At 63.6% G+C, this 12,733-nt stretch carries 12 protein-coding genes; 9 read left to right on the top strand and 3 right to left on the bottom strand.

Annotated features, from left to right (window positions below; genetic code table 11):
* Positions 1 to 1,730: hypothetical protein (locus tag WAO18_RS06875; protein WP_422204968.1), on the bottom strand; the 1,730-nt coding region annotated here is incomplete at its 3' end.
* 10 nt (positions 1,731 to 1,740) lie between these two features.
* Positions 1,741 to 2,043 (bottom strand): RNA 2'-phosphotransferase, encoded by a 303-nt coding sequence (locus WAO18_RS06880; protein WP_422204970.1) that lies wholly within the window; start codon positions 2,041 to 2,043, stop codon positions 1,741 to 1,743.
* 250 nt (positions 2,044 to 2,293) lie between these two features.
* Between WAO18_RS06880 and WAO18_RS06885 the strand changes: the two genes are divergently transcribed.
* The 7 genes from WAO18_RS06885 (at position 2,294) to WAO18_RS06915 (ending at position 9,320) form a co-directional block, all read left to right on the top strand.
* The gene (locus WAO18_RS06885) at positions 2,294 to 4,246 is read left to right on the top strand and encodes a hypothetical protein (RefSeq protein WP_422204971.1); all 1,953 of its coding nucleotides are present in this window, start codon (positions 2,294 to 2,296) and stop codon (positions 4,244 to 4,246) included.
* Positions 4,247 to 4,564: 318 nt separating this feature from the next.
* A complete protein-coding gene (locus WAO18_RS06890; RefSeq protein WP_422204973.1) occupies positions 4,565 to 5,032 on the top strand; it encodes a hypothetical protein in 468 nt (155 codons plus the stop codon).
* Between the two features lie 27 nt (positions 5,033 to 5,059).
* Complete coding sequence (locus WAO18_RS06895) at positions 5,060 to 5,794, top strand: peptidoglycan recognition family protein (RefSeq protein ID WP_422204974.1); 735 nt, start codon at positions 5,060 to 5,062, stop codon at positions 5,792 to 5,794.
* A 114-nt stretch (positions 5,795 to 5,908) separates the two neighbouring features.
* Positions 5,909 to 6,394 carry a universal stress protein gene (locus WAO18_RS06900; RefSeq protein WP_422204976.1) on the top strand — a complete coding sequence of 162 codons (486 nt, stop codon included), beginning with the start codon at positions 5,909 to 5,911 and terminating at the stop codon, positions 6,392 to 6,394.
* A 49-nt stretch (positions 6,395 to 6,443) separates the two neighbouring features.
* Positions 6,444 to 7,685 carry a C40 family peptidase gene (locus WAO18_RS06905; protein WP_422204978.1) on the top strand — a complete coding sequence of 414 codons (1,242 nt, stop codon included), beginning with the start codon at positions 6,444 to 6,446 and terminating at the stop codon, positions 7,683 to 7,685.
* On the top strand, positions 7,682 to 8,215 hold the full coding sequence (locus WAO18_RS06910) for a hypothetical protein (protein WP_422204979.1): 534 nt from the start codon (positions 7,682 to 7,684) through the stop codon (positions 8,213 to 8,215). The genes WAO18_RS06905 and WAO18_RS06910 overlap by 4 nt, the downstream gene beginning before the upstream one ends.
* A gap of 106 nt (positions 8,216 to 8,321) precedes the next feature.
* A complete protein-coding gene (locus tag WAO18_RS06915) occupies positions 8,322 to 9,320 on the top strand; it encodes a class I SAM-dependent methyltransferase (protein WP_422204981.1) in 999 nt (332 codons plus the stop codon).
* Between the two features lie 54 nt (positions 9,321 to 9,374).
* Here WAO18_RS06915 and WAO18_RS06920 read toward each other — a convergent pair whose 3' ends face one another.
* Positions 9,375 to 10,793, bottom strand: a complete 1,419-nt coding sequence (locus WAO18_RS06920) for an SDR family NAD(P)-dependent oxidoreductase (RefSeq protein ID WP_422204983.1) — start codon at positions 10,791 to 10,793, stop codon at positions 9,375 to 9,377.
* 159 nt (positions 10,794 to 10,952) lie between these two features.
* On the opposite strand from WAO18_RS06920, the gene WAO18_RS06925 reads away from it, so the two are divergent.
* Together WAO18_RS06925 and WAO18_RS06930 are read left to right on the top strand one after the other, a co-directional pair.
* Positions 10,953 to 12,098 (top strand): zinc-binding dehydrogenase, encoded by a 1,146-nt coding sequence (locus tag WAO18_RS06925; RefSeq protein ID WP_422204985.1) that lies wholly within the window; start codon positions 10,953 to 10,955, stop codon positions 12,096 to 12,098.
* A 135-nt stretch (positions 12,099 to 12,233) separates the two neighbouring features.
* Positions 12,234 to 12,733, top strand: a 500-nt coding sequence (locus WAO18_RS06930) for an adenylate/guanylate cyclase domain-containing protein (protein ID WP_422204987.1), incomplete at its 3' end; no start/stop codon positions are given.

The following is a 12,733-nucleotide window of genomic DNA, read 5'->3' on the forward strand; positions in this document are numbered from 1 at the left end:
GAGTATGTCCCCGCACGATCCACCGCCATGTCCTCAAGGGAGTCGTATACATTGCGATTCAGAAGATAGTCGATACGTCCGATTTGATTTTCCATCTGAGTGCGAAGAAACTGCTCGTTCACAGGCCAGACAACCGCCTGCTCTCGGAGCCTCTCGAGGCCTCCGGCAAGCATTTTCCACGTCGGGTCGCCGGTGTCGAAATAAATTCCTCCGCTGCCTCGGGCCTCACCGATATACCCGCCCTCGTGGCCATCAAATCTGCCCAACACCACTCTGTCGGGGTTGTCACCAACGTAGTGCGTCACCATGTCGGACAAGTGCTGATTGAGGGTTGCGGTGGGTTCACCGTGCCCGAAAGCGGCAAAGAGATCCTGCGCCGCTGACTCGGACCAGGGATGGTAACTAATGGGATTGTCCAAGCCCATCGGTACGTGTGGCGGACCCGTCATGCCGGCATAGGCGTCGATGTCCGCGAGTTTGCTTAGGCCTGCACCCTCGGGGCCGAACAACATTCCTGGCAACGCAATGGCACCGTCGGCGGTTCGACCACCCGCGTAGTAAGCCGGGTTGTCAATGAAGCTTTTTACCTCGTGGGTGAGGTCGTTGATCGGTGCGACCGGTCCTTGGAGCAGGTATTCCTCCGCTTTTCCAGCGAGACCTTTCGCCATCCCGCCCCACGAATCACCCAGTGCACGCAGTCCGTTTTGCCCCGTCAGGTCGTGAACGCTCTGCTCGAAGCCAAACCAATGGTCAGCGAATCCGTCACCGAATCCTGGTGGCGGTGGGCGTGGCGGCGCCGGCGGGACGTAGTTGGGCATCCCGTTATCCAGCCACTGCTGAGTGCGGGCGACGGCGGCGTTCAGCTGTGCCTCGATCTGATCCGGCGGCACGCCGTCGCTGAGCATGCTTTGACGGGCCAGCGCCTTGAAGCTCTCCACGTCCTCGGGTTTCAACCGAGGCGGTGGCGCGGCGGGGACGCCGGGCTGGTGAAGCCGGCTCAACAGATCCGGCAGGCTGCCTGGTTGAGGCGGTCCGTGGTCGACTGGCTCGCCGCGGCCAAGCATCATGTCTTCCAGGGAAGGCGGCTTACCTCCCCCGGCGCCGGCCGGGACCGGCGGACCTTTCGCAGGGTCACCGCCGGGCGGCGCGCTCGCCGGGCCAGCGGGCAACAGCATGTCCTGCCAGGATTTCGGCTGACCCCCGCCTGGCGCGGGCGCGTTGGCGGCGGTCAGCGTGACATCGCCAACGGAGCCGCGCACGGCGGTGGCCAGTTCATGGTCGGCGTTGTGTGCATGCGCTTTGCAAGTATCGAGCTGTCCCTGCAGCAGCTGTTGCTCAGCGGCAAGGGCGATTCGCTCGGGCCCAATCATGGTGTTGCCCACATCGATTCGCCAGTCTGGGGTGATAGTCCAGCCGTAACCCTCTGCGGCGCGCTCGATTCCATCGAGTTCGGCCTTGACCGCACGCACGTCGGCTTCGGCGCGCGATATCGCCGCGGCTACCTGAATGGTCTGCTGACCGTCGGCCTCGATGTCGTGGCGCGTCCTGCCCAGATCTGCGCGAAAAGCATCGCCGGCTTCCCCCTGCCAGTCGCTGAGATTGTTGTGCACCTGCTGCAGACTGTCACCCAGTCGCTGCAGGGTCGTCGCCCGATTGCTCGCAGTCTGGAACACACCGTGGATCGCATCGGCGTCCCAGCGCTTGACGTCAGCCGGAGTCAGCGCCGCCACGCGTTAGCCCTCAATCCCCTAGCGACCGGACCGCCTGGGCCGACTCGTCTTCGTTGCTGACATAGCGGGTCATGGCGTCAGCCACGTGCGACCCCAGCTTGCCCACTTGCAACTTGTGGTGACCGTGGCGGGCTTCCCAGCGCGCCGTCAACTCGCCCAGTGCCTGCTTCGAGGTCCCGATCCAGCCGGGCGCCGCTTCAGCCAACCCGTCCTCGTGATTCGCGAAGCTCAAAGCGGCCTCGCCGACCGAGTCCAGCATGTCGTTACTGCCGTTGTGCAGCGCGACGGGGTCGACGTTCAACTTATCGGCCACGACGATCCCTCCTGTTCAGTGCTCCTGCGCGGTGAAGCATAGCCCGAACCGAATGACGGCGCCCTTCACCTTTTGCGGGCAGCCGCCAGCCAGACAGCGCCGCCGAGTAGTAAGGCTGAAACCACCTTCTTCGTGGTTTACATGACGAATAATCCGTGCATCGCATCCCAGCGAAGGGACGGGCATGACCACGGCGATGCACGATAAGACGAAGTTTTCATGCCCGCCACATTGGGTGCGGCACGCAGGAATGACGACGATCGCACTGGCCGGCGCGCTGTCGGTCGTCATCGCCGCGCCGCACGCCGCTGCAGACGGTGCAGCCGCCGACTTAACGGGCTCGTCGAGCTCATACCAGCCGGCGCTCGACCAGCTTCTCGAGGCCATGCAGCAGGCGGCGAACTACGACGCAGCACTGCCATTTGCGACACCGGACAGCGACGCCATGCTGATGACAGGGCTGCAGAACACGAACTATGAATTGCTATCGGCCGGGCTGTCCAGAGTCACCGAGCTTTTCAACGGGGTCTTCTTCCAGTCACCGGAGGCAGTCGCCGGCGATGCCGCCGATTCCCGCCAGTACTTTCAATTCTTCACACCCGACATCTACTACCACGCAACCGCCGGCCTGGCCCCTGGCGCGACCTACGAGCTCACAGGCACGGTTGGCAAAGGCACCGAAGGTCTCGCCATCGCCACCGAAGCAATAACGGGCTCAACCGCTGTGAGCAAGGAGAGCCTGGAACTCGACCACGGCCTCGTCGTCAATCCCAACGGCACGTTCACCGTCGACATCGGCCCCACCGAGCCGACCGGCGCAGTCAACTTCATCAACGACACCGATGCCACCACCAATGGCGATGCATCGCTGCTCATTCGAGACGTGCTGGGTGACTGGGCCCAGGGCCCTAGCAGCATCAGCATTCACTGCGTATCCGACTGCCCGGCGTTTTTCTCTATCCCGAGCACCGGAATCTTTCCCGGCGCAGACAGCTCTGTTACCGAAATCGGCTCGCTTGCAGAAACTTCCACCACCCAAGCCGCATCGGGCAGCTCGCTGCTTACGACGTTGTTCACCGCTTTCAGCAACATCGTCGGGCCATTCAATCAGGAGAACATGGGCCTGGCCGAGGTTGCCGGCATCGAGCTATCCCCCAATACGATGAGCGCGCTAACCCCCGAAACAAGCTTATTCACCACGGGTTTGCCCAGTGCAGACGTCTCCGCGGGTAACTTCGACTTGAATCCTGACCAAGCCCTGATCGTGCAAGTACCCGATGTGCCGTCTGGCTACAGCGGGATCGAGCTGATGAATGTCTTCGGCGCGGCGCTTCCGTTCACCTTGGCGCAGACCACCCTGAACAACACCACGGCCTTTGCCGATCCCAACGGCTACACCTACTACGTGGTCAGCGCGACCAATCCAGGTGTTGCGAATTGGCTTGACAGCAATGGTGTTAGCAGCGGCGAGATCTTCGCTCGATTCGAGAATCTTCCCGACGGCACAGACCCGACGGGCTTGCCGGTGTCGACTGAGGTGGTGCCGGTGGCCGATGTGGCCAGCTATCTGCCTGCCGACACACCCAGCGTCAGCCCCGCGGAATACGCGGCGGACATGTCACAGCGGGTCATGTCGTACGACTACGCGTTGGACGTGTCCCGTGCAGATGCCCACCCCGGCTGGGTATTACAGGAACTGATACTGCACGGTCTGCAAGGCGCGATCGGCACCGATAACTTTGCCGCCGTCTTCGGCAGCGACCCGAGCACTCCGCTCGAGCTGAGATTCACCCCCGCACTAGCACCGGACTGGGCCGCTGTCGACCACGACATCATCACCAATCCGGTCGGCAGCCTTGAGGCGATCTTCCACGCCCTGCCGTTGGCAGCCAGCGATATCAACTTGCCCGCTGAATTGGCGATGGGCCAGACCGTGCTGTCGTTGCTGCTGCCCAGTCAGCTCGGATCCCTGCTCAACGACACGGTGTTCGATCCGAACACCGGAATCATCGCCGGACTGCTCAATGCCCGCGACGACCTGGCCACCGCGGTCTTGACAGCCAACAACGACTTCCCCACGGAGTTGGGCACTGTGGCGACAGCGGAGTGGGCCAACATGCCCGAATTGATCCACTCGACCGGAAGCGCACTGCTGGCCGACCTCGCCGCGCTGATCAACCCCGCAGATCTCTTCTCCGCGTAGGGGTTTGAGCAAGCCACCTCAGGGCGCCGCTTGTCCGTCCGGCGTCGGATGAGCTACCCATCACGCGACTTCCATGTCGACGACAAGTTCGTCGAGGATTGCTTGATTCAGACGGAAGGCGCGTTTCACTTCGTCCAACATGAGTGGCAATGCGGCTGTCGAGATCCGGTGTGCGGGTCGTCGCGGTGTGGCCTCAGGATTGAACATCGTTTCTTTTTCGTTAGGCAGGTTTAGCTTGTCCGTTATACGGCAAATTACATACGTGGGATTTGCCTGGCGACATTTCGACCAGTGCGAAGCCGGAAAGGACACCCACTAATGAATACCGTTCTCTACGTCAACCCCGCTGGCGTTGTCTACGAGACCAGCGCCTACAGCAATGCCGATATCGCGGGACTCGTTCACAACTACGGATTGGAAAGTTTGAGCAGCGCCAATCGGCAGTTCGACTTCTGGTTCACTCCGTCGACGCGGCGCTGCCGCCGCAATGTCAATCGCAGCGCAACCGAATTGCTGCTGGCCACGACGGGGTTCACCGCCAAAACAGTCCCGCTGCTCCGTGGCGCCGTGGTGATCGCGACACATGACTCGGCCGGTGAACTCGACGGGCTCAGCTGGCAGCAGCTGGAGCTGCTGATTCGGCACAGTCATACCGTGACCAGCCGCAATGACCGGGTACTGAGTCGTCGGATCAAGCGGGACGCGCGTCGTCTGCAGCGTGAACCTGCCACCGCGAATGTCGTGACCGGGCGTTACGTGCCTCAGCGCATCGTTACCGGGCCCTGACCGACTGCAACGCCGTACCGTGAGCGCGTGCATGCGCCTGGGTGCGACCATCAACCCCCGGATTTCGTCAGCCGACGTCAGCTACTGCGACTGGCGGCAAGCGTCGGTGTGGCGTCGATGGTCAGCGCCTGCGGGAGTGATGCCCGGACGACCAGTGCCCGCCTCACCGCTTCTTCTGCGGCACCGCTGATTTGCCGAGACGCGTGGGGCGCGCGACCGGCCCGACCCGGCGGCAAGCATCACACCATCACCCGGATGACTCTGCACCACGAAGCGGTGGTCCTCGGCAACAACCGAAATGCTCCGGAGCACTTGCGACAAGACCAGCGCTACCACCAAGACCAGCACGGATGGATCGACATCGCCTATCACGTCGGCGTCGACCGCAATGGCAACCTCTACGAACTGCGTAGCACCGAAATTGCCGGTGACACCGCGACTGACTACGACACAACGGGCCACTTCCTGGTCCTGTGCGAAGGAGACTTCGATCAGGAGGCTGTGTCTGAGGCGCAACTCCACGGCACCGCTCTGGCATTCGCCTGGGCCGCCCAGAACTTCCGCATCGCGAGCAGTACCTTGGCGGGCCACCGCGATTTTGCGGCGACTTCATGCCCCGGCGCGAATCTCTACGCCCACCTGTCCTCCGGTGACCTGAAGCGCCGCATCGACAGTCTGCTGGCCGGCGGTGGGGTGAATCTGCAGCGCTTCTGCGGACCCGACGCCACTGCACGAGTCGCGGCGATCGAGGCCGGCAACTAGCCGGTCATGCGTGGCGGAGCCAGCACGTTCGCCGCGATCAGCTCAATGGGCTTCGAATAACTAGCCTGGCCGATAATGTCTTGTTGTCGTCATAGAGCGACTGATGGAGGCGGCATGAGTTATCGGACAATCGTCGTCGGGACCGACGGCTCGGAGTCGTCGTTAAAGGCGGTCGACCGCGCAGCCGCGATCGCGGCGCAAGACTCGGCGAAGCTGGTCATCGCGAGCGCGCATCTCGACACGTCGGAAAAAGGCGGCTGGTCAAGACCCCCCTCCCCGGATCGGGTGAATGACGCCAAGGCCGAGGACAGCCTCGGGGGCGCGGGCTACCGGATGCACGGGAGCGCCTCTGTCTACGCGATCCTTCAGGATGCCCGCGAACGAGCGAAGGGCGCCGGGGCGCACGACATCGAAGAGCGCTCGATTGTCGGCGCGCCCGTCACTGCGCTGCTACATCTGGCCGACGAGGTCAAGGCCGACTTGCTCGTCGTCGGCAACTTGGGTTTGGGCACGGTCGCCGGTCGTCTCTTGGGCTCCGTGCCCGACACTGTTGCCCGCAGAGCCAAAGTTGACATCCTCATCGTCCACACCGTCGGATAGCTTCGGGCGGTAACGCTCTCCCCGTGTCCCTGCACTTGATCGACGCCCGATGAGCGAGCTGACTCCCGACGACGTACGCCGTTGGGACGCTGGCGCTGTGCTCAAGGTTTTTCAGGTGGCCAACGCTCGTGGCGGCACACTACAGAGGTTCGGCGACGACCTGGGTCAGGTCGGCCAGAGCCTCTCCGACTGGGACGGCGAGGCCGGGACCGCGTTCCACACCAGCATCGGCAGGGCGCGCATCGACATCGAGACCGACGGACGCGAGTCACGACAAGTGGCGTCGGCTGTCTGCAATGCCTGGGAGGACGTGCAGATCACCAAGGGAATGATGAGCGATGTCGACGAGACCGCCCAGGGGCTGGGGTTCAGGATCACCCGAGACTGGAAGGTTGATATCGGCAACGCCGGCCTGCCGATGGGAACGACCGAAGCCCAGTTAGAGCAGCAGATCCTGCAGGGCCAGCTCGACACGGTGAAAACCAAGGCGCACACCACCGATCACGAACTCGCCACCGCGATGCGAGCCGCAGTTGGCGACGCCAAGCTCGACTACAACGGACGCGAGACCCCGCAGGAGCCACCCCCCGGAGGCGGCAAAACGACGCCGGCCCACCAGTTGCCGTTGCCCACGAAGGGTGGTCATCAACCGTTTCCCACTGAGGCGACGAAGGACAACGGCTCCCCCGATATCAGCCATCACCTGTCGGACAACCTCATGCCGTCACCACTGCTGGCCGGTTTGACCGCGGATGAGTGGCACGAGCGGCTGGCGCACTTCCAGCCGGGCGATCCCCTGCCGGACCCACGGACGCCAACCGGCGACCGAGCCATCGACTCGCTGGCATTCGCTGCGGGACAACAGAATACGACCTACGCGTGGGGGGCCAACAAGTCGAAGGGCGGCCCGTCGCAGGGTCAGGGAGACTCTGGCCAGGGCGCCAACCAGAACCACGACTGGGACCGCTACGGCTACGACTGCGGCGGCCTGGTTCGCTACTCCGTCCAGCAGGGCGCCGGATTCGATGTCGGTCAGGGCACCGACGCGATCGACACCAACCCGAACTTCGCGCATGCCAAGGACTTATCCCTTGTACCGAGCAGCGCCGTGATCGGCAAGGCGCAGCCCGGCGATGTCCTGGTCTTCCGGCCCAACGCGAACGCCGGCACCGAGCACACCGGCATCTACATCGGCAACGGCTACATGATGAATGCGCCCGACTCCGGCAACCCGGTGCGAGTCGATCCGGTCGCCGGTCACGGGGTCACCGATATTCTGAGAATGCCATGAAACTCACTGTCGCCCTCGTCCCGGTAGTCGTGCTGCTGGCGTGCGGCTCTCCCAGCGACCCAGCGAAGGCGGAACCTGCCGTGCACCAGCAGATCATCGACCGCTACACCCACGACATCTGGCCGGCGATGACCGCCTACAACGCCGACCATGCTCAGGCCGGGCCGGCCGCAAAGCAGTTCTCTGCCGTCGTCGAACCGAACTTGGGTGGCGATCAATTCAACGCCTTGCGCAGTGCCGCACAGGGATTGGGCAGGCAAGGCGAATACGACGCCGCAGACCACACGAGCCATTCCAACGACGGCCTCACCCTCGGGACGGTCAACGTGCAGTCAGTCAAGGACGGCGCGGCCGCGCTGAACGTCTGCTACACCTACAACCACTCGTGGTATGTCAACGCCGACAACATCAACCACGCACCGGGAGCCTCAGAAGCGACTGTTCATCTGGTCGACGTCTCCAACACCTGGTATCTGCAGGGCATCACAGGCGATCACACCGTGCCGAGCTGCGGGGCCTCCAACAGCTGAGCTCGCGGCGGAGCAAAGGTAATCTCACGGAATTCGGCCGAAGGGGCTTGCGATGACAACCAGTGAAGGCAGGCTCGAGAATTTTCTCGGCAAGGCGGTCGGTGACTTGGCCGCCGCTGCGAGCGCCGTGCTGATGTCGATTGGTGACGAGCTGGGCTTGTACTCGGAGCTGGGAGTACAGCCGCTGTCAGTCGAGCAATTGGCCCAGAACACGGGAACCAGCGAGCGCTACATTCGCGAGTGGCTCGCAAATCAGGCGGCGAGTGGCTACGTCGAATTTGATGAGGCCAACGACAAGTACTACCTGAACAACGAGCAGAAAGCGTGCCTCGCCGATCCCGCCGGCCCCGTGGACCTGCCCGGGGCCTACCAGATCATCCGAGACCTGTTCGCGGTTCGCGATCGTGCGGTGGAGAACTTTCGCACCGGCGACGGCATGGAGTGGGGCGAACATCATCCGTGCCTCTTCGAAGGCACCGAACGTTTCTTTAGAGCGGGCTACCACGCCAACTTGCTATCCTCATGGCTTCCCGCGCTCGACGGCGTCGTCGACAAGCTCACCGCGGGCGGCAGAGCCGCTGATGTTGGCTGTGGCCATGGTGCAAGCACAATCCTTATGGCGCAAGCTTTTCCGAACTCACGGTTTGTCGGAATCGATTACCACGGCCCATCGATCGACACAGCCCGCGAGCGCGCGTCGCAATTGGGCGCCGAGAACGTGACCTTCGAGGTGGCCGACGCCACTTCGTATGAGAGCAACGATTTCGATCTCATCGCCTTCTTCGACTGCCTACACGACATGGCGGACCCTTCCGGCGCCGCCCGTCACGCGAGAAATGCGCTCAAAGGTGACGGTCACTGTCTGCTGGTCGAGCCTTTCGCCAATGACAACATCAGCGACAACTTCAACCCGGTTGGGCGATTGTTCTATGCCGCATCATCGCTGATTTGTGTGCCGGTCTCGCTCGCGCGACAGGGACCCGCATTAGGGGCGCAGGCCGGCGAACGGCGGTTGAGAAGCGTAATGGTCGACGAGGGTGGCTTCAGTCAGTTTCATCGAGCGACGCAGACGCCGTTCAATTTGATCTTCGAAGCGCGACCGTAGGGTCACGGCAGATCAGGAAAGCTGCGGCAACTGGCACGTAACCGTGCGTGGGAGCTACCAGTTGCTCGGCGAGTAGTCCTTCAGGAAGCAGCCGTGCAAATCTTCGCCAAACTCTCCCCGGACGATCGGGTCATACACGCGGGCGGCGCCGTCGACAAGGTCGAGCGGGGCGTGGAAGCCCTCGTCGGCGAGCCGCAGCTTGGTCGGGTGTGGACGCTCGTCGGTGATCCAGCCCGTATCGACGGCGGTCATGAGGATGCCGTCCTTCTCGAGCATCTCGGCTGAGCTGGTGCGGGTCAACATGTTCAGCGCGGCCTTGGCCATGTTGGTATGCGGATGCCCCGGTCCCTTGTATGCCCGGCTGAACTGCCCCTCCATCGCCGACACATTCACGACATACGTGCGCCGGGCAGGTGAAGCGGCCATCGCCGGGCGCAGCCGGCTCACCAGAATGAACGGCGCGGTCTGGTTGCAGAGCTGAACCTCGAGCAATTCCATCGGGTCGATCTCATGCACACGTTGAGTCCAACTGTTGATTGACGCCGTGTCGGGCAGCAGACCGCCCGCGTCGATAGCGGTGCCGGCGGCGATCCGATCCGGGGACGCGCTGCGAGCTGTGAGGGCCAATTCGGTTACGGCATGCGGAGTTTGGTGCTCGGCGAGGCTGCCGGCAAGCGCCGCGGGATGGGCCTCGCTGACACGGTCGAAAGTGACCACGTCGACAAGCTCCGGCGCCGGGGTGCGCTCCGCCTCGACGAGCGCCGCATAGGAACCGGGAGCTCGCCGTACCGTCTGGGCGGCGTTGTTGATCAGGATGTCCAGGGGGCCCTGCGCGGCGACGGTGTCCGCGAGAGCGACGACCTGAGCGGGGTCGCGCAGGTCGATCCCGACGATGCGTAGCCGGTGCAGCCAGTCGGCGCTGTCGGGCATAGCGGCGAAGCGGCGCACGGCGTCGTTCGGAAATCGGGTGGTGATTGTCGTGTGGGCGCCATCGCGGAGCAGTCGCAGTGCGATATACATGCCGATCTTGGCGCGGCCACCTGTGAGCAGTGCGGTCCGACCGGTGAGGTCGGTGCGGGCGTCGCGTTTGGCGCGGTTGAGCGCGGCGCACTCCGGACACAGTTGGTGGTAGAACGCGTCGACCACCGTGTATCGGTTCTTGCACATGTAGCACGCACGCGACCGAAGCAACGTTCCCGCCGACGCTCCGACCGTGGTGGACACGAGGGGTAGGCCAGCAGTTTCGTCGTCGATGCGACCGGGCGCACCGGTGGCGGTGGCCGCGGTGACGGCGTGATCTGCGGCCGCCACCGCGTCGCGCTTGGCGTGGCGGCGGGCTTTCTTCACCGACTTGAATATGGCCGCGGTGGCCCGTCGCACGGCAACGGCATCGGGATGCTCGGGCGGCAAAGACTCGATGTCGGCCAGCACCAATAGGCACGTGCGGAGCTTGTCTGGGTCGATCGCGTTCACCGTGGAAGCGTACGGGGCTTATTCACGTCCGGCGCGTAGCGATGCCACTGCTGCACTTCCTGGCGGTTCCCTCGAGGCACCGCGCTCGGGGAAGATCTTTGACTACGTTGCAAGTTCATAGCGTTGAGGACACCCGACGACAGGAACGAGGCACCAGCCATGACCGCAGTTTTGCCTGATAGTGCATTGGAATTGCGTTCGTTGGTGACCTCACAGGGCACGCTGCAGCTTTCGCTGGAGGACGTCCCGGTTCCCACGCTCGCTTCCAACGAGGTGTTGGTGCGCGTGGAGGCCTCGCCGATCAATCCGTCAGACTTGGGCCTGCTCACCGCCGGCGCGGACATGACTACTGCGACGGTAGCTGGCACACGCGAGCGCCCCATCGTCACAGCGTCGTTGGCAGCGGGAGCGCTGGGAGGCCTGGGCGCGCGAGTCGACAAACCGCTTGCCGTGGGTAATGAGGGTGCGGGCCTGGTCGTGGCCGCGGGGCCGTCGTCAGCGGCGCAGGCTCTCCTCGGGAAAACGGTGGGGATCGCGGGCGGCGCGATGTACGCGCAGTACCGAGCAGTTGATGCTTTGGCATGTCTGGTCTTGCCCGAGGGGGCGACGGCCAAGGACGGGGCCTCGTCCTTCGTCAATCCTTTGACGGCGCTCGGGATGCTGGAAACCATGCGGCTCGAGGGTCATTCCGGCCTGGTGCATACAGCTGCGGCGTCGAACCTTGGCCAGATGCTCGTCAAGCTCTGCCTTAAGGATGGGGTGCCGCTGGTCAACGTTGTCCGCAAGCCCGACCAGGAAGAGCTACTGAGGTCGCTCGGTGCGGTCCATGTCCTCAACTCCCAATCACCGTCATTTGCAACAGATCTCACCGATGCGCTCAAGGCAACGTCCGCGACGCTTGCGTTCGACGCCACAGGCGGGGGCACGCTGGTAAGCCAAATTCTCAGCGCCATGGAGGAAGCCGTCAGCTCTGCAGCGACGGAGTACTCGCGGTACGGATCGACCGTCCACAAGCAGGTGTACATCTACGGCGGACTCGACACCGGGCCGACGACGCTCACCAGAAACTTCGGCATGGCATGGGGAATTGGCGGTTGGCTGCTCACCTACTTCCTTCAAAACGCGGGCGGCGAGACCATCGGACGGCTGCGGGCCCGCGTGGCCGCGGAACTCACCACGACGTTCGCAAGTACCTATACCCGAGAGGTTTCACTGGCCGGCATGCTCAGGCCCGACGCGTTCACCGCTTACGTCAAGCGAGCCACTGGCGAGAAATTCCTGGTTACTCCGCAGGCACTCCCGTAGCCACGCTTTGCGGTCCGGTATCGAACAGAATTGCTTAACCCCGTGTTCAACAGCGCTGCTCTTCGCTGGTAATCGCCCTATTGTTGACAGTTGTGCAATAGGGGTAGTCGGGACCCCTGGATCGGCGGTGTTCGGATGACTGCAGGCGTGGTCTGCCGGTCGTGCGGCGCTGGGCTGCGGGAGAACGCGAAGTTTTGTGATGAGTGCGGCGCCCGGGCAGCGCATTCTGGTGATGCGGCAGAGTACAAGCAGGTGACGGCGTTGTTCGCCGATGTGGTGCGCTCGATGGACATCGCGGCGGCTGTGGATGTGGAGCGGTTACGCGAGATCATGACCGAGCTGGTGGAACGCTCGGCCGCGGTGGTGCAGCGCTATGGTGGCGGCAGCGTGGAGTACACCGGCGACGGGCTGATGGCGCTGTTCGGCGCCCCAATTGCGTTGGAAGATCATGCTTTTCGCGCGTGTCTGGCCGCGTTGGCCATCCAGGAGGAGGCCAGCCGGTTGGCGGGCGAGGTGCAGCGCCGCGATGGGGTGGATCTGCGGTTACGGGTAGGCCTGAATTCGGGTCAGGTGATCGCCGGTGAGATGGGTTCGGGGTCGCTGGGATACGCCGCGACCGGCCAGCCGGTCGGGTT

The sequence above is a fragment of the Mycobacterium sp. genome, assembly GCF_049278535.1.
GTDB lineage: Bacteria > Actinomycetota > Actinomycetes > Mycobacteriales > Mycobacteriaceae > Mycobacterium.

Bases quoted from the DNA above. Each gene is read 5' to 3' on its own strand.
- WAO18_RS06885 (WP_422204971.1), top strand. From the start codon at position 2,294: ATGACGACGATCGCACTGGCCGGCGCGCTGTCGGTCGTCATCGCCGCG.
- WAO18_RS06890 (WP_422204973.1), top strand. From the start codon at position 4,565: ATGAATACCGTTCTCTACGTCAACCCCGCTGGCGTTGTCTACGAGACC.
- WAO18_RS06900 (WP_422204976.1), top strand. From the start codon at position 5,909: ATGAGTTATCGGACAATCGTCGTCGGGACCGACGGCTCGGAGTCGTCG.
- WAO18_RS06905 (WP_422204978.1), top strand. From the start codon at position 6,444: ATGAGCGAGCTGACTCCCGACGACGTACGCCGTTGGGACGCTGGCGCT.
- WAO18_RS06910 (WP_422204979.1), top strand. From the start codon at position 7,682: ATGAAACTCACTGTCGCCCTCGTCCCGGTAGTCGTGCTGCTGGCGTGC.
- WAO18_RS06925 (WP_422204985.1), top strand. From the start codon at position 10,953: ATGACCGCAGTTTTGCCTGATAGTGCATTGGAATTGCGTTCGTTGGTG.